1 pseudogene is annotated in these 1,277 nt (G+C 68.4%); it reads left to right on the top strand.

Annotated features, from left to right (window positions below):
• The first annotated feature begins 62 nt into the window (after positions 1–62).
• Positions 63–1,269 (top strand): annotated as a pseudogene (locus CIK74_RS02140) (ISL3 family transposase).
• The last annotated feature ends 8 nt before the right edge of the window (positions 1,270–1,277 follow it).

The following is a 1,277-nucleotide window of genomic DNA, read 5'->3' on the forward strand; positions in this document are numbered from 1 at the left end:
GGTAGGCATCGAGGCCTTCCGATGATGGAAGTTCTCACACTGCCCATCTGGAAGACCTCGACGTGCCTGACGCTACCTTCACCGACCCTGACCTGACCATGTTCTGCCGCTTGAATGAGCTCGGCCTTGAGGCCACCGGTCAGCGCCTCGAGCCCGCCGGTGCGGTCCTGGCCTGTCGAGTCGTCGAACCCGACCGCTGGTGCCGACGCTGTGGCTGTGAAGGAACCGCGCGCGGCACGGTTGTCCGCCGGCTGGCCCACGAGCCGTTGGGGTGGCGTCCGACGACGTTGGAGGTCACGGTCCGCCGCTACCGGTGCACCGGCTGCGGCCACGTGTGGCGCCAAGACACGTCTTTGGCGGCCGAGCCACGCGCGAAGCTCTCCCGGCGAGGGCTGGCGTGGGCGCTGGAGGGCATCGTCATCGCCCACCTGACGGTCGCGCGGGTCGCTGAGGGGCTCGGGGTTGCGTGGAACACCGCCAACGATGCCGTCCTGGCCCAGGGCACACGCGTCCTGATCGAGGACCCGAACCGCTTCGACGGCGTCCGCGTGCTCGGCGTCGACGAGCACGTCTGGCGGCTCCAAGCGAGTCTTCAAGGAGTGGCTCGCCGCTCGCCCTCAGGCATGGCGTGAGGCCATCGAAGTCGTCGCGATGGATGGCTTCACCGGGTTCAAGAGCGCCACCGCCGAGGAACTGCCCGACGCGGCTGCGGTGATGGATCCCTTCCACGTCGTGCGCCTTGCCGGTGATGCCCTCGACCAGTGCCGACGCCGAGTCCAGCAGGAACTGCACGGGCACCGCGGCCGCAAAGACGACCCGCTCTACCGTGCGCGTAGAACGTTGCACACCGGCGCGGGCCTGCTCACCGACAAGCAGCAGACCCGCCTGCAGGAGCTGTTCGTGCTCGAGGAGCACGTGCCCGTCGAGGCGACCTGGGGGATCTACCAGCGGATGATCGCGGCCTACCGCGAGAAGGACCGATCCCTCGGCCGCGCGGCGATGGAGGCGCTCATCGACGCCGTCAGCCAAGACGTCCCCGCCGGGCTGGACGAGTTGCGCAAGCTCGGTCGGACCCTGAAGGCTCGCGCCACCGACGTGCTGGCCTACTTCGAGCGGCCTGGCACCAGCAATGGCCCCACAGAGGCGATCAACGGACGCCTGGAGCACCTGCGCGGCTCGGCCCTGGGCTTCCGCAACCTGACCAACTACATCGCCAGATCCCTGCTCGAGTCCGGCGGATTCAGACCTCAACTACACCCTCATCTGTGAAGAGCCGC

Origin of the sequence: Glutamicibacter sp. BW77, from assembly GCF_002332285.1 — a bacterium.
Taxonomy (GTDB): Bacteria; Actinomycetota; Actinomycetes; order Actinomycetales; family Micrococcaceae; genus Glutamicibacter; species Glutamicibacter bergerei.